17 protein-coding genes are annotated in these 17,262 nt (G+C 65.6%); 3 read left to right on the forward strand and 14 right to left on the reverse strand.

The genetic code is table 11. From position 1 onward, the window contains the following. Positions 1 to 11: 11 nt before the first annotated feature. Positions 12 to 596 carry a glutathione S-transferase family protein gene (locus ACN2C7_RS14740; RefSeq protein WP_419317740.1) on the reverse strand — a complete coding sequence of 195 codons (585 nt, stop codon included), beginning with the start codon at positions 594 to 596 and terminating at the stop codon, positions 12 to 14. An 88-nt stretch (positions 597 to 684) separates the two neighbouring features. On the opposite strand from ACN2C7_RS14740, the gene ACN2C7_RS14745 reads away from it, so the two are divergent. Beyond that, on the forward strand, positions 685 to 1,182 hold the full coding sequence (locus ACN2C7_RS14745) for a 3D domain-containing protein (RefSeq protein ID WP_419317742.1): 498 nt from the start codon (positions 685 to 687) through the stop codon (positions 1,180 to 1,182). A 59-nt stretch (positions 1,183 to 1,241) separates the two neighbouring features. Here ACN2C7_RS14745 and cckA read toward each other — a convergent pair whose 3' ends face one another. The 6 genes from cckA to ACN2C7_RS14775 form a co-directional block, all read right to left on the reverse strand. Further along, positions 1,242 to 3,329, reverse strand: coding sequence for a cell cycle histidine kinase CckA (gene cckA, locus ACN2C7_RS14750; protein WP_419317744.1), 2,088 nt, complete (start codon positions 3,327 to 3,329; stop codon positions 1,242 to 1,244). Between the two features lie 117 nt (positions 3,330 to 3,446). Then, positions 3,447 to 4,532: a flagellar biosynthesis protein FlhB gene (gene flhB, locus ACN2C7_RS14755; protein WP_419317746.1), complete on the reverse strand. Its 1,086-nt coding sequence runs from the start codon at positions 4,530 to 4,532 to the stop codon at positions 3,447 to 3,449. Between the two features lie 9 nt (positions 4,533 to 4,541). Then, positions 4,542 to 5,297 (reverse strand): flagellar biosynthetic protein FliR, encoded by a 756-nt coding sequence (gene fliR / locus ACN2C7_RS14760; protein WP_419317748.1) that lies wholly within the window; start codon positions 5,295 to 5,297, stop codon positions 4,542 to 4,544. Between the two features lie 16 nt (positions 5,298 to 5,313). After that, positions 5,314 to 5,577, reverse strand: a complete 264-nt coding sequence (fliQ, locus tag ACN2C7_RS14765) for a flagellar biosynthesis protein FliQ (RefSeq protein WP_419317750.1) — start codon at positions 5,575 to 5,577, stop codon at positions 5,314 to 5,316. A gap of 152 nt (positions 5,578 to 5,729) precedes the next feature. Next, entirely contained in the window at positions 5,730 to 6,029 is a 300-nt protein-coding gene (locus ACN2C7_RS14770; RefSeq protein WP_419317751.1) for a hypothetical protein, read from the reverse strand. A gap of 120 nt (positions 6,030 to 6,149) precedes the next feature. Then, entirely contained in the window at positions 6,150 to 7,526 is a 1,377-nt protein-coding gene (locus tag ACN2C7_RS14775; RefSeq protein ID WP_419317753.1) for a hypothetical protein, read from the reverse strand. 428 nt (positions 7,527 to 7,954) lie between these two features. Between ACN2C7_RS14775 and ACN2C7_RS14780 the strand changes: the two genes are divergently transcribed. Further along, positions 7,955 to 8,431, forward strand: coding sequence for a ribonuclease H (locus ACN2C7_RS14780; RefSeq protein ID WP_419317755.1), 477 nt, complete (start codon positions 7,955 to 7,957; stop codon positions 8,429 to 8,431). Positions 8,432 to 9,064: 633 nt separating this feature from the next. Here ACN2C7_RS14780 and ACN2C7_RS14785 read toward each other — a convergent pair. Together ACN2C7_RS14785 and ACN2C7_RS14790 are read right to left on the reverse strand one after the other, a co-directional pair. Next, positions 9,065 to 9,664, reverse strand: coding sequence for a RelA/SpoT domain-containing protein (locus tag ACN2C7_RS14785; protein ID WP_419317757.1), 600 nt, complete (start codon positions 9,662 to 9,664; stop codon positions 9,065 to 9,067). Between the two features lie 61 nt (positions 9,665 to 9,725). After that, the gene (locus ACN2C7_RS14790) at positions 9,726 to 10,829 is read right to left on the reverse strand and encodes a ParA family protein (protein WP_419317759.1); all 1,104 of its coding nucleotides are present in this window, start codon (positions 10,827 to 10,829) and stop codon (positions 9,726 to 9,728) included. Between the two features lie 447 nt (positions 10,830 to 11,276). On the opposite strand from ACN2C7_RS14790, the gene ACN2C7_RS14795 reads away from it, so the two are divergent. Continuing rightward, positions 11,277 to 11,903, forward strand: coding sequence for an SOUL family heme-binding protein (locus ACN2C7_RS14795; RefSeq protein ID WP_419317761.1), 627 nt, complete (start codon positions 11,277 to 11,279; stop codon positions 11,901 to 11,903). Between the two features lie 5 nt (positions 11,904 to 11,908). On the opposite strand, the gene ACN2C7_RS14800 is transcribed toward ACN2C7_RS14795, so the two are convergent. From ACN2C7_RS14800 to murG, 5 genes are all read right to left on the reverse strand, one after another. Then, the gene (locus ACN2C7_RS14800) at positions 11,909 to 12,895 is read right to left on the reverse strand and encodes a HupE/UreJ family protein (protein ID WP_419317763.1); all 987 of its coding nucleotides are present in this window, start codon (positions 12,893 to 12,895) and stop codon (positions 11,909 to 11,911) included. Further along, entirely contained in the window at positions 12,892 to 13,737 is an 846-nt protein-coding gene (locus ACN2C7_RS14805) for a peptidyl-prolyl cis-trans isomerase (RefSeq protein ID WP_419317765.1), read from the reverse strand. Before ACN2C7_RS14805 ends, ACN2C7_RS14800 begins: the two co-directional genes overlap by 4 nt. 3 nt (positions 13,738 to 13,740) lie before the next feature. Continuing rightward, positions 13,741 to 15,636 (reverse strand): DUF3604 domain-containing protein, encoded by a 1,896-nt coding sequence (locus tag ACN2C7_RS14810; RefSeq protein ID WP_419317767.1) that lies wholly within the window; start codon positions 15,634 to 15,636, stop codon positions 13,741 to 13,743. A gap of 121 nt (positions 15,637 to 15,757) precedes the next feature. Next, positions 15,758 to 16,105 (reverse strand): hypothetical protein, encoded by a 348-nt coding sequence (locus ACN2C7_RS14815; RefSeq protein ID WP_419317769.1) that lies wholly within the window; start codon positions 16,103 to 16,105, stop codon positions 15,758 to 15,760. Between the two features lie 68 nt (positions 16,106 to 16,173). Next, positions 16,174 to 17,262, reverse strand: a complete 1,089-nt coding sequence (gene murG / locus ACN2C7_RS14820; RefSeq protein WP_419317771.1) for an undecaprenyldiphospho-muramoylpentapeptide beta-N-acetylglucosaminyltransferase — start codon at positions 17,260 to 17,262, stop codon at positions 16,174 to 16,176.

Consider the following 17,262-nt stretch of genomic DNA (forward strand, 5'->3'; position numbering starts at 1 on the left):
CGCGAAACGACTTAAAGACCCAGGGCGGCCTCGACCCGGCTGATCCAGGCCTGGACGGCGGGATACAGCGACAGATCGAACCCGCCTTCGTGGGCGACCCGGGTGTAGGCCACCAGCGCGATATCCGCCAGAGTGAGCTGTTCGCCCACGAGGTACGGCGTCTGTTTCAGCTGGGTTTCCAGGCGACCCAGGGCGCTGTTGCCGCGCTCGAGCAGCTTGGCGTCCAGTTCGCTGACCGGCTTGCCCAGATAGGAGACCTGGAACCGCGCGACGGCGACATAGGGCTCGTGGCTATACTGCTCCCAGAATAGCCATTCCAACATCTTGGCGCGCTCAAAGGCGTCGGTCGGGATCAGCGCCGAACCCTCGGCCAGGTGCAGCATGATGGCGTTCGACTGGGCCAGGGCCCGGCCGTCGTCGAGGATCACCGCCGGAACCTGTCCCGCCGGGTTCAGGGCCAGGAATTCCGGCGTCCGCGACTGCGACTGCAGGATGTCGACTTCGATCCACTCAAACGGCAGGGCCAGTCGCTCGGCGGTCCACTTCACCTTCAGGCAGTTGCCCGATTTCGTGTCACCGTAGATGCGAAGGGTCATGAGTTCTCCTCCCGAGGGTTGTCACGCGGCCGTGATCGGACTATCCAGAGCCCCGCCCGACAGATACGCCGATAAGAGGATTCCCTCGATGCGTCGCACGCTCGCCGGAATTTTGGCCGTTATGGCCATGTCCACCGCTCTTCCCGCTTTCGCCGCCGGCTCGGACTCCGAGTCCGCGCCTGATCCGCTCGGCGACCTGATCACGGGCGCCTTGACGGGCACCATTCCGGGCACGCTCGAATACAAGATGCGGGCGACGCTGTATCACGCCGGCGCCAAGGGCATCCGCGGTCTGGACTCGCTGGGCTGCAAGGTCGTGGCGATGCGCACCGTCGCCGTCGACAAGACCGTCATCCCGCGCCGCACCGTGCTGTTCATCAAGGAAACCGTCGGCCTGCCCATGCCCGATGGCGGCACGCACGACGGCTACTGGTACGCCTCCGACGTCGGCGGCGCGATCAAGGGCCTGAAGCTGGACCTGTTCAGCGGCTCGGGCCGCGCATCGATGAACCCGCTGATGGGCCTGAACCTGAGCCACCTGTCGGTCAGCAAGGTCGGCGAGTTCAAGGGCTGCCCGCCGGAATAGGCCGGGCTTTACGGCGCAAGCCAGCGCCGCTTTTCCATCCCGATCCGTTGACGGCCGCTCTAGGCCGCCTGCATCTGCTGCTTGACGCGCTCGGCCAGGGTCTTGATGTCGATCGGCTTGGGCAGGAAGGTCACGCCCGTCTCGCCTTCCAGCAGGTCGCTGAACTCGGCCTCGGCATAGCCGCTGATGAACATCACCGGCGCATTGCCCAGATAGCCACGCGCCTTTTTCAGCAGGGTCGGTCCATCGATGCCGGGCATGATCACATCGCTGATCAGCAAGTCGATGGTGCCCGCATGGGCCTCGGCGATCAGCAGGGCTTCCTCACCGTCGCAGGCCTCCAGCACTTCATAGCCGCGAGCGCGCAGTAGGCGGGCGGCGACGCCGCGCACGGCGTCCTCGTCCTCGACGAACAGGATGCGGCCGGCGCCCGACAGGTCACGCGGCGGACGGGCCTTGACCGGCTGGGCGGCGACGGCGGCGGCCTCGGCGATGGCCGCGGCGGTCGGCACGTGGACCGGCAGGAAGATGCGGAAGGCCGCGCCCTCGTCCGGGCGGCTATGGACGTGGATCCAGCCGTCGCTCTGCTTGACGATGCCATAGACGGTGGCCAGGCCCAGGCCCGTGCCCTCGCCCACCGGCTTGGTGGTGAAGAACGGGTCGAAGATCTTGCCCATGACGTCGGGCGGAATGCCCGGACCGTCGTCGCTGACCTCGATGAAGGCGGTGTCGCCGTCGGCGCCCGGGAAGCCTAGAGCGACGGCTTCTTCCTGGGTCAGGCGGGCCGTGCGGATGCGCACGATGCCGCCGCCCTTGGCGGCGCGCACGGCGTCGCGGGCATTGACGGCCAGGTTCATGACCGCCGTCTCAAGCTGGCTCTTGTCGGCGCGAACCTGCGGCAGGTCACGGCCATAGTCGGTGATCAACTTGACGTCTTCGCGCAGCAGGCGGCGCAGCAGGACCTCGAATTCCGAGATCAGTTCGCCCAGATCCAGCACCTCGCGCTGCACGGTCTGCTTGCGCGAGAAGGCCAGCAGCTTGCGCACCAGATCGGCGGCGCGCACGCCCGTCTGACGGATCTCGTTGAGGCCTTCATACGAGGGATCGCCCACCGGGTGGCGATGCAGCAGCTCGTCCAGCCGCAGCTGAATGGCGGTCAGCAGGTTGTTGAAGTCGTGGGCGACGCCGCCGGCCAGCTGGCCGATGGCCTGCATCTTCTGGGCCTGGGCCAGCTGAAGCTCGATCTGCTTCTGCTCGGACACGTCGATCATGTAGGCGACCAGACGCCCCTCGGCCCGATAGAGGTAGAGGTGGGCGATGCGGGTCGGGTCGCGCGACAGGCGCACCTCGAACGGCCCGGCCTTGCCCCCGGCCATGCGGGTCTCGGCCTCGGTGCGGGTGACCGGTTCGATCAGTTCGCCAAACAATACACCGGCCTTGGCGCCGGGGCCGGCCATGGCGGTCAGCGCCGGATTGGCCTCGAGAATGCGGGAATTGAAGGGATCCAGCCCCTCCAGCAGGGCGGCGCCGAACGGCGAGGCGCCGGAAAAGGCGTCCAGCGAACCGGGCGGCGGGGCCATGGCCGGGGCCAGGGACACGGGCGGCGCCTCGGCGGCGATGGTCTGGATGACGGCGGGCGGCGCCAGGCGGACCAGCAGACGGCCGCCGGCCAGGCGAGACACGGTGGCGACTCGGTCGGCGCCGTCGACGCGCAGAAGGCCCTCGGCCATCTCGCCCTTGCGGGCCCGGACCAGGGCCGCGAACAGGCCCGAGCCCGCCACGCCCTTGGGCAGTCGGCGCGCATCGCCCATGATCAGCCGCCAGGCGACATTGGCCGCCAGCAGACGCCCGTCGGCGGCGACCAGGGCGGTGGGTTCGTTCAAAGCGTCGATGAAGCCTTCGGCGGCGTCCAGGTCGCTCTCATGGTGGGCCGAGGCGCGAATGGCCACGAGGCCCAGAATGGCGACGCCGGCAACGCCGCCCAGCAGCAGCAACCCCGCCAGGGTGGCCGGTCCGGCGCGCAGGGCGGGAACCGCCGCCAGGCCTGCCGCAGCCACGAAAAAGATCGCCGCGCCCCAGATATAGGGGTCGAAGCGGCGGCGCGAGACGCCGGTATCAACAATGTCCTGGACGGGCATTTCGGCCATGGACGACTGCAATCCTTGTTCAAAGCCCGGTCGCGACTCAGCTTGAGCCGATCCGAGGATACTCTTTATGGAACGCAAGGTCAGAGGGCGTCTGAATTGCGCTTTAAAAACGGCCAATTAGAGCGGACGGGCCCGCGCCTTCGGCTTCTTGCCGTTCATGATGAAGCCGATGACCTTGGCCACAGCCTCGAAATGATCAGCCGGAATTTCTTCGTCGATCTCGACCGTCGCATACAGGGCGCGGGCCAGGGGCGCATCTTCGAGGACGGGCACGCCGTGCTCCTCGGCCACGGCGCGGATTTTCAGGGCCAGTTCGTCCATGCCCTTGGCCACGCATAGCGGCGCGGGCGTCTCGCCCGGCTCGTACTTCAGCGCCACGGCGTAGTGGGTCGGGTTCATGACCACCACCGTGGCCTTGGGCACAGCCTGCATCATCCGCTGGCGTGAGCGCTGCATCTGGATCTGGCGGCGCTTGGCCTTGATGTGCGGGTCGCCGTCCGACTGCTTGTACTCGTCCTTGACCTCCTGAAGGGTCATGCGCATGCGCGTCATGAACCGCTGGCGTTGCCAGAACCAGTCAAAGCCTGCGGTCAGGATCAACAGCAGGATCACGGCGAAGAACAGCTTGGTCGCCAGCTTCATCGACGCCGGGATCATATGGGACGGGTCCATCCCGACCATATTGACCACCTCGCTGGCGTGAGGCTTGAGCACGAAATAGGCGATGATGCCGGTGGCGATGAACTTCAGCGCCGACTTGGCGAACTGCACCAGGCCGTCGATGCCGAACAGCCGCCCCATGCCCTTGATCAGATCCAGCTTCTTGAGGTCAGGCTTGATCTTTTCCGGCGTCATCATGAAGCCGGTCTGGGCCACGTGGGCGATGAAGCCGAAGACCGCCGTGGTCAGCATGACCAGGACCAGCGGCGGCAGGGCCGCCATGATGGCCTGGCGAGCGATGATAACCGCCCCGCCGCTGCTCAGATCCATCTGGCCAGCATAGGCCAGGAACGGCACCAGCGCCGCCGACAGATCGCGCGTCAGCCAGCCGCCGGCCATCAGGATCACCGCGACGGCGCCGATCAGCGAGGCCAGCTGGGGAACGTCCGCGCTCTTGGCGACGTCGCCCTTGGCCTTGGCGTCCGACAGCTTCTTGGCTGACGGCTCTTCGGTTTTCGAGTCGTTGTCTGTGTCTTCCGCCATGACCCGCCCCTAGTTGAAGATCATCAGGAGGTCGCGGTAGCGGTCGGTCCAGACCATGGCGATGCCGCCAAGGCTGAGCGCCAGCAGAGACAGGCCCAGGATCACGCTGAGCGGCGAGGCCACAAAGAAGATCTGGAACGACGGCATGACCCGCCCCACTAGACCGACGGCCAGATTGAACACCAGCGAGAACACGATCACCGGGGCGGCCAGCTGGATGCCCAGGGAAAAGCTTTCGGCCACGGTGCGCACCGCCAGGGTGGCGGCGTCATGCACCGGCACGGCGCGGCTGAACGGGAAGAGGTCGTACGACTTGACGATCGCCCCAATGAACAGGTGATGCAGGTCAGTGGCCATGATCAGGGTCAGGCCCAGCATCGACAGAAAGGTCGCCACCGCCGTGCTGGACTGCCCCATCGACGGGTTGGTGGTCTGGGCGAACGACAGGGTGGTCTGCATCGAGATCACTTCGCCGGCCGTCGACAAGGCGGTAAAGAACAGCTTCAGCACCGAGCCGATCATCAGGCCGATCAGGATCTCGTGGATCACCTGACCCCAAAGGCCGCCGACCGACGTCGGCACGCCCGGGACGGTGTTCTGGAGCAGCGGCGTCAGCAGCATCGACATCAGCAGGGCAAACCCCAGACGAACGCGCGGCGGCACCGAGTCGTCGCCGATGCCGGGCATCAGCATGACCATGGCCCCGACCCGCGCAAAGACGAGGCCGGCGACATAGACCTGGGCGGCTGTCGCGTAGGAGTCCAAGCGGCCCTCGCCTCCCCTACATGCCAGCGATGCGGGCGGCGATCTGGCGCATGAAGCCGGCCATCAGGGCCCCCATCAGCGGCAGGAAGATCAGCAGGGACACGAAAATCGCCACGATCTTGGGCGCATAGACCAGGGTGGCTTCCTGGATCTGGGTCAGGGCCTGGAACAGGCCGATGGCCACGCCGACCACCAGACCGACGATCAGCACGGGCGCGCACAGCTGAAGGGTCAGCCAGATCGCATCGCGACCGACATCAAGAACTTCGGCGCCGGTCATCCAAAAGCCTCGTGAAAGCGAGCCGAACAGGGCTCAGAATCGAGGCTTCAAGATGCGACGGGTATGGTTAACAGGGTGTTAGGGGTTAGCATATTGGAGGCAGAGACGGTAGCCGCGACGCTGCGCCGCAAGCCGCCGAACACCGGTCGGATCTAGCGAATGCGGATGCGCACCGGCACCTGGACATAAGACCCTGCGCGGCTCTTGCCATCGGGACCCAACAGGTCGATCTGGAACTGTGCGGCCATCTTCAGGGCCGCGTCGCCGACGCCCAGTTCCGGCGAGCTCTCGCCCTCGACGGTGCAGGCGGTCAGGCGGCCGTCGTCCTTGACCAGGCAGTTGAGGATGGCGATGGCTTCGCGCGGCTGCGACGCCGGGATCAGAAGGTCGGTATCAGCCTTGGCCGGCGCGGCGTTGGAAAGAGCGGCGGCAAGAACAAGCGAAGCAATCACGATTTCGTCCCTGTTAGGTCTTGATCCGCTGCATCGCCTGGGCGATGCGCCGACCTTTGTTTCGACGGGGCGACCCTGCCGCCCCTCCCCTTTCGAGGTAGATCGGCGTCCCGATCCGGGTCAGTGAGCGTGAGCCGCCTTCAACCGTTGCAGTCCCTGTGCCGCCAGATCGGTCAGCGACCGCAGGCCAAGCTCGGAGAACACATCGAAGGCGCAGGCCAGGGCCACGGCCGCCCGGTCCAGCCGGCCGTCGTCGCGACCCGTGATCTCGACCCGGGCTTCGTAGAGCCGGGCCAGGTTCATCTGGGCCACGGCCCAGGAGGCCGGATCGCGTCCGCCGGGCTGGGCGGAAAGCTCGGTCTTGAACGCCATCTCGGCGGCGTCCAGCACCGCCAGATCGGCGGTCAGTTCAGCGCAGCGCGCCAGGCTGAGCGCGCGGTTGTTGGCGACCACGGCGCGCAGGGCCAGGGCCGGCTGGACCTTCAGCACCTGGGTGGCGCGGTCATAGCAGGTCACCGCCTGTTCGAAGGCGCGGTCCGAGGTCGTGGCCTCGCCCACCGACTGCAGACCGGCGCCGAGCGCGGCCTGGGCGCGGGCCCAGTCCATCGGGCTGTGGTCCATCGACAGCGGCTCCAGCGCGGCGGTCAGGGCCTCGACGCCATCGGCGATCTGGGCCAACTCGCCGTCCAGCTCGCCCAGTTGCACCAGGGCAGAGCCGCGCAGGCCCTCCAGGCGAGCCCACGTCAAAGGCTCAAAGTCCGGATCCAGGGCGGCGGCCGCGGCCGTGGCCTCGGTGATCGCCAACTGGGTCAGGGCGCGATCCTTCAGGCGCGCGCCGCAGGTCAGGATCAGTTCGATGCGCGCGGCGCGCTGCTCGGCCAGCAGCAGCCGGGCCGAACCGCCCTTAACGCGCTTGGCGGCGGCCAGGGCGCGCAGTGGGGCGTCATAACCCTGCACGGCGGCCAGGGCGCGATCGATATTGTTCTCGGCCAGGCCCGCGCGGCCATCGAGACCCGCGACCAGGGCCATGGCCAGGCCGCAGCGCTGTCCCGGCGCCGTGCGCGCCAGGGTCAGGGCCGCGCCGGCGGCGGCGTTCAGCCCCTCGTCGCCGAACAGATCGGCGCCCAGAATAGCCAGGACGGCCTGCTCGCAGCGGGTCGAGGCCAGGGCCTCCAGGCGACGTTCGCTTTCGAAGATCTTGCCGGCGGCTTCGGCGTGCGAGGCGGCCTTGCGCAGGGCGGCGGCGTCACCGGATCGGCGGGCCAGCTCGCGCCAGACCACGGCGGCCTCAAGCAGGCGCGCGCCACGATCCTTGGTTCCAATGCGACCCGCCGCCACATCGGCCGAGCGCGCCTCGTTGGTCAGCAGTCTTATATCGAGAAGCTCGAGCAGCGAGGTGTCGCCGCCCGTCAGGCCCTCGCGATACGACGCCGCCTTGGACTCCGCTCCGGCATCGACGCCGAAGAGACGTTTCAGATCACGACCGAACTCGAACATCGACGCGCATCTCCGCACACGGACCGTCCCACACCGGGACGTCCGGCAAGGGTTCAACGCATCAGGAGCAAAGCCGGAGCCAAGAGACTTAACAAGTGGTTAATAGGTGTTTACGGCGCGTTAACCATAAATAGTCGGGGACGCTCGTGAAAACACGCCAAGACCCGCAAATTCAATGGGTTTTGACCCATTCTGGCACACTTCTTGCTACTGCCCCCGCGGACGGGGTCGCGTCGTAAACCCATGTTGTTAGAACGTTGTTCACCAACGTAAAGATGACGTTAACCATCAAACTTAAGAACCCGTTTACCTTTCGTTCTGCGGCGAGCCTGCGCAGGCACGGGCCGGGCCATGTCGCGACTGAGCCGCCCCCTCCCCTTCCCCACGAAACACGCTAGAAATCCGGCTCCAGCGCGAGGGAGCCCGCCATGACCGTCATTCTGTGGACCGCCAGCCTGTGCCGCTCGGACCCCGGCTATGGCGGCTGGTCCTTCGTGCGGCGCCTGGAGGGCGCGAGCGGCCCCGAAGCGATCAAGGGCGCGGCCGGCGGCGAGCGGCGGACCAGCGGCGCCCGCATGTCGCTGATCGCCCTGACCGAGGCCCTGGCCAGTCTCACGGATCAGCCCGCCAATGCCGCCGTGACCCTGTATTTCGAAGATCGCGCCCTCGCGACCGAACTGGTCAGCGCCGACGGCGCCTATGCCACGGCCGAGCCCGAGGCCTGGACGGCCGCCCGAGCGGCCGTCGCCGCCCGCCCCGTTCTGAACCTCGCGCCCCTGCCCGCCAATGCGCCGGCCGCCGGGTTCCTGGCCGCCTGGGCCGATTTCGGCCTCGACACCGCCAAGACGCGCGGCAGCTTCAAGGCCGCGATCCCCAAGCCCAATCTGCTGAAGTTTCCGGGTTAGACACAGAGCACGGGTTCGCGCCCTCGCCGGTTTCGACCGGCGAGTTGGCCCCCGAAAACTTGGGGAGGCGGCGGAGCGTCCGGGCCAGGCCCGGATGAGTGTGTAGTGGAGTACCGTTTCGGCCGTGGCCGGAGCGCTCCGCGCGGTCGTTATCCCTCTGGCCGGGGTGCGCAGGCCTGTTCAGCCTTTTGCCCCACCCGGATTTCATCCCCCTCGCGACGGACCCAGCCTTGGGCTGCAGCCGCGCCGATTCCGGAGGAACCCGGAGCGAACCTTCGGACGGGCGGAGGCTTGGCCTTCCTCCGATAGGCGGGTTTACGTCACCCACCCTCTTGACCCCGTACAACCGCCTCCACCGCCCGTCAGGTCGCCAGCTGGACGCCCTCCCCTTGCGATGAAGCGAGGAGAAGTATGCGGCCGTTTTGCAGGGGGCTGCGTCGATTTTGGATCGTGACGCTGGGTGCGGCGGTTAGGGCGTTGAATTTGTTGGGGCGGAGGGGTGTGGATGCCCGTGCAGGAACGGGGATTAGTCAGACCTAGCATGCCTTGCAGCAAGCATGGAACGCCCGCGGACAACTAGAGGATAACTTTGAAAGGCGCGCTCTAAGAGAGCCCCACCTTGAATCATCCGCATCACAAAGTCAGCTTGTGAACACGGCTCAGCGAGTCGAACAGGCGACTTCCAGCTCCGACAACCTTTGAGAGGACAAGAATCTGCTCCTTGCAGGCCAAATCCTGGGATGGAGCTGGATAGTTGATACGATGATCGGCCTCGCCCCAAATTTCCTCGAATAGAGTTCGGACCTGCAACTCGCAACACAATGGCGAGTCAGCTCTGGGACGGATTAGGTAGTGAACGCTAGTATAGGCAGTGGGTTTCTGCGCCACTTCAAGGTCGAAACCTTCGAAGTAAGCTACGTTATCGGGATCCCAAGTGTAAGCTTTCGCGCGCTCCCCCAGAACCCAATCGCCATCAGCGACCCTTCGCCTGATGACGGCGTCGATCTCGCCGAATGCATCCTGAAAAAGGTGTAAAACCCGCACCCCTGCTAGATCCGTCACGCGCTCGGCGAAATTCGCCTCGTTGATGTCGACACCAGCGGCGGCCTTCCTTCTCAATTTCTCTGCCAAATGGCCGGGATCTTTGAGCCGGTACTTATAAGAATGCACAGCCTCGGCACCCGGCCTATTCAAATCCGGGTGCTGACCAACCGTTTCAGCCACCGACTTCATAAATACGTTCAAGTCATGTTGGCGAGCACGATAGAGTTCTACGAGCCTTATTATAAGATCCTCATCCATTGAGCTTCGCCACCCGAGCCATAAAATCTTTTGCAAAGGTCTGATACGCTTCTAGCGTCGCCTCATAGATTTTTCGATTTCCTCCGATTGTGGATTTATCTTCAGATTCGAGCGAATCCAACGCAGGCAATTGCCACATTGGTTTGTGATACTTTTGCGCCATACTAGGAAGGGTATTGTGACTATATATTACAGCATTGTCGCCAATAGACGCCTCCAAAACGTCACCATCAATGATTGATCGGCTATTTTTATCGATATATGTTTCAATTACACTTGGAATTTGCTTTGCGTAATTATAATGCGCCTGAGCTAAATCTAGATTATTACCAGACCCGGAATATTTTCTGGCATTATAAACTGTGTACCCTAGAAATTCGACAAACTTACTAGGAAAACTCTCCCTTTTGCTGTCGGAAAGAAAATGAAAGATACTTTCAAATTGCTTTCTCCAAACCTTCAGGGCACTACCAATATTTCTAATTCCATAAATAGAGAATAGATCTGGTGAACAAGGGATAATAAACCCATCGGCCAGCGACAACAGATTCCGGTTGAGCGCACCAAGACTTGGCGACGTATCGAAGATTACATAGTCATAGCCGTACTCAGCGGCATATCGCTCCGCGATGGCTCGGACACGAGTTCCCGTTCTAATGGCCAAAGGATCACCCTGATAGACGCCACTCCATCGCTCGGCGATCTTGGCCTCGTAGAGGTGAAGCGTCAGACGTCCCGGGATAAGGTGGACGTTGGTGGCGAGCTCACAGGGCGGCGGGAGGTGATCAAGCTCGGCAGTACCGTCTTCCGTCGGCTTCAACAAGAAGTGTATTGACCGAAGCTCCTTCGTCATAGCTTCAAAATTTTGCGGACTGGACGCTCGAGAAGCATCGAAATCTTCAATATAGGGATCTTCAGCGGCCCATATTGTATGTATGTGCTCCATCTCCAGAGCATATATAGTTAAATTACATTGGGGGTCGAGATCGATCAGAAGGACCTTTTTACCTAAAGAACCAAGCGCGTGCGCGAGATGGAAGGTTAATGTTGTTTTCCCCACCCCGCCTTTATTGTTGAATATTGTTACAACCTGCACGTTTGAGTCCCCCATGAACTCGCGAGGGTACCTAATGGGGGCGTGCGGTCAAGTTGTCTCAGGGCCCGACCCCCTTCCCCAGCGGAGACGGACAGCACCTACCGCCCCAACATCCACTCGGCCACCAGATTGCGGTGACAGTGCACTTAATCGCCTCACCTTCTCCCCTTCCGGGAGAAGGTGGCCCCGGCGAAGGTCGGGGTCGGATAAGAGGTCGAAAGCCCCATCCGGAAAGGTCCGCGAGACCCCTCACCCGGCCCTTCGGGCCACCTTCTCCCGCAAGGGGAGAGGGCGACTATCCCGCAGCCACCCCGCCGCCGCATAGGTGTGGGTAACCAGCAGGTCGCCGCCGCCGGCCAAGCCGGTCTTGCCCGCGCAACGAAGTCAGGCCCGGGCCGTTCAGTCCGGTGTTAGTGTGATCGCCGGGCGCCCGGCGGGGGAAACGGCATGAGCATGACCCTGAGACGCATGGCCATGACCGCAGTGTTTGCGGCAGTCTTTCTGGGAACCGTGGCCATGGCCGTTGAAGAACCTGCCTTTAAGGTCGTCCTCCACGAGGGCGACTTTGACGTTCGCGACTATCCCGCCCTGGTGGTCGCCGAAGTGACCGTCAGCGGCGATCAGAAACAGGCGGCCAGTCGCGGCTTTCGATTGCTGGCCGGCTATATCTTCGGCGGCAACAGGACGCGCCAGAGCATCGCCATGACCGCGCCGGTCGCCCAGGCGCCGGCCGGCCAGACCATCGCCATGACGGCGCCGGTCACCCAGACCCAAAGCGCCGGCCAGTGGGTCGTGAGGTTCACCATGCCCAGCCGCTACAGCCTGGAATCCCTGCCTGAGCCGAACGACCCCCAGGTGAAGCTTCGCCTTATTCCGCCGTCCCGCCTGGCGGTGCTGCGCTTCTCGGGCCTGGCCGGAGCGGACACGGTCGAGGCCAAGACCGCTGACCTGAAGAAACGCCTGTCGGCCCGCCAGCTGCGGGCGACCGGGCCCGCGTCGCTGGCGCAGTACAATCCGCCCTGGACCCCGTGGTTCATGCGCCGCAACGAGGTGATGATCCCCGTCGCCCCTTAGCGGTGTCACCCCAGAATGCGGACAATGCACCAGTAGGCGGCCGTGACGCCGATGCCGTAGGCGGCGCCGCGCTGAAAGAGGCGGCGGTGTTGCGGGGCGTAGCGGCGGATCAGCTCCAGCACCAGCAGTCCGGCCCCGACGATGATCAGTTGCCCGATCTCGACGCCGATATTGAAGGTCAGCAGGGCGGTGGGGACCTCGCGCTCGGGCATGCCGATCTCGGCCAGGGCCCCGGCGAACCCGAACCCGTGCAGCAGCCCAAAGGCGAAGGCCACCAGCCAGGGGGCCCGTTCCGACAGGCGCGGCGGCCCCTCGGGCCGTGACTTCACGATCTCGACGGCCAGGAACACGATCGACAGGGCGATGCAGATCTCCACCGGCTGACGCGGCAGGCTGATCAGGTTCAGGGACGTGGCGACCAGGGTCAGGGAATGGGCGAGCGTGAAGGCCGTCACGGTCTTGGCGATCCGCATGCCGCCGCGCAGCAGCAGCACCAGGCTCAGGACGAACAGCAGGTGATCATAGCCGGCCAGGATGTGTTCCACGCCGAGCACCAGATAGGTCCGGGCCACCTGCAAGCGGTCGGGCGCCGCGCGCACCTCCATCAGCGGCCGGTCGGCCGTGAGCCGGCCGACCTGAACAGGACGCCCCAGCGGCGCAATCCGCACCAGGGCGTCGGTGAAGGTTGCGTCCAGTCCGGTCAGGCCGACGGTCTGGCCTTCCAGCCCCCGGGGACAGTCGAAGCTTGCCACCTCGACCAGCGCTCCAACGATCAGGTCACGCGAGGGCGGCTGCGACCGGCATTGCGCCGGCAGGCTGGGCGCGGCGTGGGTCGCCAGACCGCCGCGGATCGGCGCCTTCCAGACCATTTTCCAGGCCGTAGGCGAGGTCTGGGTCAGCTCCAGATAGCCGGGCCGCAGATCGTCAGCCCGGGCCACGCCGGCGAGCGTGAGCCAGGCCAGAACCAGGGCGGCCAGACGCAGCAATGTCATTGGGGCCGCGCGATGACGACGTCATAGCCCTTGAGCAGGTCCTGATAGGCCTTGGCCTCCCGCTCGGCGCGGGTGGCGGCGCGCCAGTCGTTCTCGACCGCCTGACGCACCTGATCCAGCGCGGGCGGCGGCCCCAGCTTTACGGCGGTGACCTTGACCACGTGCAGGCCAAAGCCGGACGCGACCGGCCCCGTCCATTGGCCGATCGGCGCGCGCAACAGCCCCTCGGAGAAGGCCTCGCCAAACTGCCTGTCGACCTCGGAACGGGAGGCCTCGGACAGGGTGGTCGGCAGCGACAGGGGTTGCCTGAGCTGAGCCGGCGACGCGCCGGCCGCCAGGCGGGTGAGGATCGTCGCGGCCCGGGCCTCGGCGGCGTCGCGGTCGGTGGCCGAGCCGACATAGATCTGCTGGAAGCTGAGCTTGGCATCCGGGACGTAGAGCGCCGGACGGGCCTGCATCCAGGCCTTCAGGACATCATCGCCCGGGGTGACGCTTTCCAGCTGGTCGGCGGCCAGGAACTCCATCTTCGAGCGCAGCCGCCGCCGGATCACCGGGTCGTCGCGATCCAGACCCAGGCGCAGGGCCTCGCGATAATAGACCTCCTCCTGGACATACTCGCCGATCAGCCCGTCCAGCTCGGCCGGGGTCGGCGGGCGATGCCAGGTCTGCATCCACAGGGTGACGATGCGCTGGACCCGCGCCTCGTCGACCGCGATGCGGCGCTCGCCCGGATCGGGACCGCCGCCGGCCAGGGCGAAGACCATGAAGATCACGGCCCCGGCCAGCAGGAACTGGACCAGGGGCTCGCGCAGACCCTGGACCAGGCGTTCGCGTAGCGTCATCCGTCAGGCCTTGGGCGTGTACCAGATCGGCGAGGTATAGGCCCGCTCCTGGTCCTTCATCCGCACCTCCGGGCCCATCTTCACCTTGTAGCGCACGGCGTCATAGGCCACCCAGCGCGGGGTCGGGATCTCCATCACCCGCACATAGTAGAAGGCCTTCAGGGTCGGGTCGAAATCGGGGTCGGTCCACACCGTGGTCAGCTCCGGCGCGCCGATGGTGTTGGCATAGGTGGCGGTGGCCAGATCGACGGTGTCGCCGACCGGAGGGACCTTGCCGCCCGTCATCGCCCGGCGGGCCGGGTCGCTCCAGACCACGTCATAGATCTGCTCGTGGGTGACGCCGGCCTTGTCGACCCAGCCCTTGACCATCTGGACGCGATCCAGATTGGCCCCGATCGGGTCCTTGAGGGCCGAGACGATGAACACCGGCGCCTTGCCGGCCCCGGCCTTGAGATCGCCGCCCATCGGCACGCCGCGGGCATAGCCGGCCTTGACCCAGTTGGTCTTCAGGTCGTTGGCGGTGAAGTCCCAGCCGCCGAACACCCGCACCTGCATGCGCGGGCCGGTCGAGGCATAGACTTCGCGCCGCATCATCGCATCGAAGATGGCGGCGCGGGTATTGGACTTGGCCCAGACGGCGGCATAGCCACCCGCCAGATAGTGATAGCCGCTGCGCCCCTCGCGCGTGCCCAGGTTCTGCGGCTCCATCGCCCGGCCGGCGCGCGGCTCAACGGCCGAATGCTTGCCGAAGAAGTTGTCCTCGTCGCCCGTCGCCAGGGCCGTGTGGGAGTCGGTCGAGCCGATCATGCCCATCTTGTAGGGATTGACCCCGGTCTTGGCCTCGATCGCCAGGCCGCGCTTGAGGGCCTCGCGGACATATTCGCCGGCGAACATGTCCGGCGTCTTCTTGGACGACATGGGCAGGTTGCCCAGGTCCCAGCCCGCGTCGCCGAAGCTGGCGAACTCATCATTGGGCGACAGGAAGGGGTGAGACTCGCTGTCGCCCTTGATCTGGGTCGCCTCGACCAGCGGCTCACGGGCCGCGCGGCGGCGGGCATAGTCGGCCGACATCGGGCCGCCGTCAGGACCGGTCAGCTCGAACATCAGGCCGTTGGAGACATTGGAATTGTGCGGAATGGCCAGGGCCTTGCCGCCGGTGGTCTTCTCGTAGCCGTCCATATAGTCCCACAGCATCTCGGCCGAGGTGCCGACCAGGGACGAATAGGGCACCACCTTGGAGGCCTCGGCCTTGCCATCGCGGAACATCACCACCCGGTGCAGATTGTCGCCCTTGGGCATCAGGGTGTATTCGAAGCCCATGAAGGCGCTGAACTTGCCCGGGTCGTTGTAACGCTCGACGATCGAGACGTGGTCGTTCCAGATCGAGCGGGTCGTCTTGGCCGAGCGCTTGGGATCACTGATGTTGGCCGGCAGCGAGCCGCTGGCGGCGGCGTCGATCAGTTCGCCCGTCGCCTTCATCGAGCCCTCAGGGCCCTCATGCATCAGGTCATGCCAGCGGCGAAACAGCGGATTGCGCAGCAGGAAGCCCGGCGTCTCATAGATCTTGCGGGTGAAGCCCAGGCCATCGGAATGGTCGGCGATGACCAGAAAGTCCAGCGGCCGGGCAAGCTTGGCCTTCAGGCCGCCGGTCGAGGTCACCTCTTCGCCGCGCGCGAACCGCAGCGCCTCCTCCGAGCCCAGACGCACGCCAAAGCCGAAGGCGTCGACCGAATTGCTGGTGTGCAGGTGGGTGTCGCCCCAATAGACCCGCTCGGGAAATTCGGTGTCGACGACCGCCGTCTTGGCGCCCGCCCCCGTTTTTGAACCGACCTTGTCGCAGGCCGCCAGGCCAACGACACAGGCTCCGACGACGACAAGAGCGCCTATGGCCTTCTTCATGATTGTTCCCCCGCGCATTTTTTTTGAAGACTAGACCCAGAACCGTGTCGGAAGCACGCGGGATTTCAGCGTCTGGGCCTTCCGGGGTGATTTTGGAGAGGGCAAGAGCGGCGCGGCTCGGTCATTTGAACAGGTCGGTGGGCGCCTTGGTGTCGCCCGGCGTGTATTCGTAGAGCGGCACGCCACGCTCCTTGGCGGCGCGCATCAGCACCACGCCACTCAGGCGCATGGCGCGGGACAGCGCCACGATGTGATCTTCGCCGATACCGCGCAGTCTGTGCTGTTGACCCAGGAAGGTGAAGGACGCCCTCGCCCAGTGCGTCTCGCAGGTGTCGCAGTAGGGCGCAGGCTCGACGGTGTGAGCCAGTTCGAAGCGGATCGGCAAATCCCGCTCTTCGCCGTCGAAGTCCCGAAAGTGGACAACCCGCGTTGCGAAATACTCGAACGGTACAGCGTCCCAGTCGCACATGCCGCCCCCTGTCGCCCAGCCGACTTCAACCTAGGGCAACGAGAACAAAATAGCAACTTTCGAGTGCGTCAGGCGCGCGCCGTCCGCTCCACCAGATCCGCCAGTTCCTCGGCCGCGTTGGGCTTGGCCACTGACCGCGCGCCGTCCGACATCCGCGCCAGGCGCTCGGGGTTCTTGAGCAGGGCGTTGAGGGCGCCGGCCATGGCGTCGACGGTCAGTTCGTCCTCGAAGCACACGGCGGCGCCGCCGGCTTCTTCCAGCAGGCGGGCGTTGAAGCGCTGGTGGTCGTCGGCGGCGATCTTCAGGGGGACCAGGATCGACGGCCGGCCGGCCACGGCCAGCTCGGTGCAGGTCGAGGCGCCCGAGCGGCCGATCACCAGGTGCGACTGGCGCAGATAGCCGGCCATGTCGCGGAAGAACGGCGCGACCTCGCAGTCGACCATGGCGTTGCGATAGACCTTGCGGGCGTGTTCCAGGCTCTCGGCCCGGGCCTGCTGGAAGACCTTCAGGCGGCCGCGCATCTCTTCGGGCAGCTTGGCGATGGCCTCGGGGATCAGTTCCGACAGCAGGCGGGCGCCCTGGCTGCCGCCGGTGACCAGGATGCGCAACTGCACTTCCGGCGGCAGATAGGGCACGTCGAACAGGGCGCGCACCGGCGGGCGCACGGGGTTGCCCACGACATGGGCGCGGGCCTTCACGGCGGGCGCCGCCTTTTCCAGGATCGGGAAGGCGCAGGCCACTTCGGTGACCCGGGGGGCCAGGAAGCGGTTGACGCGGCCCAGCACCGCGTTCTGCTCGTGGATCACCGTGGGGCGGCCCTGCGACAGGGCGCCCAGCAGGGCGGGAAGCGCGGGATAGCCGCCGAAACCCACCACTACGGCCGGGTCCAGGCGCTTGAAGGCGGCTCTCGCCTGCAGCACGCCCTGGGCGACCACGAAGCCGGCCTTGAGCATGCCGATCGGATCGCCGGCCTTGGCGGTGGCGGCCGACAGGGCCAGGCGCTCCTCGGCCGGGAACTTGTCGGCATAGATCGCGCCGCGATCATCGGTGGCCAGCACCACGCGCCAGCCGCGGGCGCCGAGGGTTTCGGCCAGGGCCTGGGCGGGGAACATGTGACCGCCGGTACCCCCGGCGGCGACGACAACAAGCTTGCTCAT

This window comes from Caulobacter sp. ErkDOM-E (assembly GCF_048541895.1).
Classification (GTDB): Bacteria; Pseudomonadota; Alphaproteobacteria; order Caulobacterales; family Caulobacteraceae; genus Caulobacter.

Excerpts from the sequence above, each read along its gene's own strand:
- ACN2C7_RS14795 (WP_419317761.1), top strand. The coding sequence starts at position 11,277 with ATGAGCATGACCCTGAGACGCATGGCCATGACCGCAGTGTTTGCGGCA.
- ACN2C7_RS14785 (WP_419317757.1), bottom strand. The coding sequence starts at position 9,664 with ATGAAGTCGGTGGCTGAAACGGTTGGTCAGCACCCGGATTTGAATAGG.
- ACN2C7_RS14800 (WP_419317763.1), bottom strand. The coding sequence starts at position 12,895 with ATGACATTGCTGCGTCTGGCCGCCCTGGTTCTGGCCTGGCTCACGCTC.
- murG (WP_419317771.1), bottom strand. The coding sequence starts at position 17,262 with ATGAGCAAGCTTGTTGTCGTCGCCGCCGGGGGTACCGGCGGTCACATG.
- cckA (WP_419317744.1), bottom strand. The coding sequence starts at position 3,329 with ATGGCCGAAATGCCCGTCCAGGACATTGTTGATACCGGCGTCTCGCGC.
- ACN2C7_RS14745 (WP_419317742.1), top strand. The coding sequence starts at position 685 with ATGCGTCGCACGCTCGCCGGAATTTTGGCCGTTATGGCCATGTCCACC.
- ACN2C7_RS14780 (WP_419317755.1), top strand. The coding sequence starts at position 7,955 with ATGACCGTCATTCTGTGGACCGCCAGCCTGTGCCGCTCGGACCCCGGC.
- ACN2C7_RS14810 (WP_419317767.1), bottom strand. The coding sequence starts at position 15,636 with ATGAAGAAGGCCATAGGCGCTCTTGTCGTCGTCGGAGCCTGTGTCGTT.
- ACN2C7_RS14815 (WP_419317769.1), bottom strand. The coding sequence starts at position 16,105 with ATGTGCGACTGGGACGCTGTACCGTTCGAGTATTTCGCAACGCGGGTT.
- ACN2C7_RS14775 (WP_419317753.1), bottom strand. The coding sequence starts at position 7,526 with ATGTTCGAGTTCGGTCGTGATCTGAAACGTCTCTTCGGCGTCGATGCC.
- flhB (WP_419317746.1), bottom strand. The coding sequence starts at position 4,532 with ATGGCGGAAGACACAGACAACGACTCGAAAACCGAAGAGCCGTCAGCC.
- fliQ (WP_419317750.1), bottom strand. The coding sequence starts at position 5,577 with ATGACCGGCGCCGAAGTTCTTGATGTCGGTCGCGATGCGATCTGGCTG.
- ACN2C7_RS14740 (WP_419317740.1), bottom strand. The coding sequence starts at position 596 with ATGACCCTTCGCATCTACGGTGACACGAAATCGGGCAACTGCCTGAAG.
- ACN2C7_RS14805 (WP_419317765.1), bottom strand. The coding sequence starts at position 13,737 with ATGACGCTACGCGAACGCCTGGTCCAGGGTCTGCGCGAGCCCCTGGTC.